This window comes from Vibrio sp. 704 (assembly GCF_033339295.1).
The window spans coordinates 1-778 of record NZ_JAWOUH010000334.1; the positions used below are offsets into that span (position 1 = coordinate 1).

General features: G+C 46.1%; 1 protein-coding gene and 1 pseudogene. Both read right to left on the reverse strand.

Going from position 1 to position 778, the window contains the following annotated elements; genetic code table 11:
* The coding region (locus tag R7R24_RS26285; protein ID WP_318120060.1) for a TRAP transporter small permease subunit at positions 1–322 on the reverse strand (322 nt) is incomplete at its 3' end.
* A 125-nt stretch (positions 323–447) separates the two neighbouring features.
* Positions 448–778, reverse strand: a pseudogene (locus R7R24_RS26290) (ABC transporter substrate-binding protein); the annotation flags it as partial.

Here is a 778-nt window from a genome sequence, read left to right on the forward strand (position 1 = left end):
GCAAACAAAAAGGAAAGAGGAAAAACAGGGTGCCGATGATGTCGATGATGGATTGCGCTTTATATGACAGTCGCTCATAAAAAATGTCGACTCGAACGTGACCGCCGGATTTGATGGCATAAGGCACGCCAAGCAAAAAGACAGCAGAGAATAAGTGCCACTCCATTTCTTGAAACGCGATAGACACGTCGTTAAACACGTAACGCATCACAACGTCGTACACCACGTTCAACAACAACAAAATGAAGAGGATGCTGGATAACCACCCCAGAAAATCACCAAAGCGGTTGAAGATTCGCTCAATATAGATAAGGCTTCTCATTCCGAACTCCATGGAACGTGTGGGTTGGCTCCGCAGTATCTACGGAGCGTTTTTATGATTTTTATTTGAAATTTTTCTTGGGCTTCCTCGTCGGCCAAATCATACGATTTGGCCAGACCGAGTTTTTATTGCGCTTGGCTATTCAAGTACGCTCGGTGCGAGATGTTCGACCATGGACGAACTTGCTTAATGTAGTTCGCTTGAGATTCTTGAATCTCTTTTGCCAACGCATCTTCCTCAGCATGCTGTTTAAGCAGCGTGTCATTGGCAGCACGCAGCGCATCCATCACCTCAGGTGGGAAATCTTTTACTTCCACATTTGGGTACTCAGACTGAATAGATGCCCAGTTTTTGCCGCTTTCATGCTTCGATTGTGTGTACATGTCGTACGCAGCGGTTTTCATCGCGACTTGGAGAATTGCTTTCAGATCATCCGGTAGACGCTCCCAAGTTCGC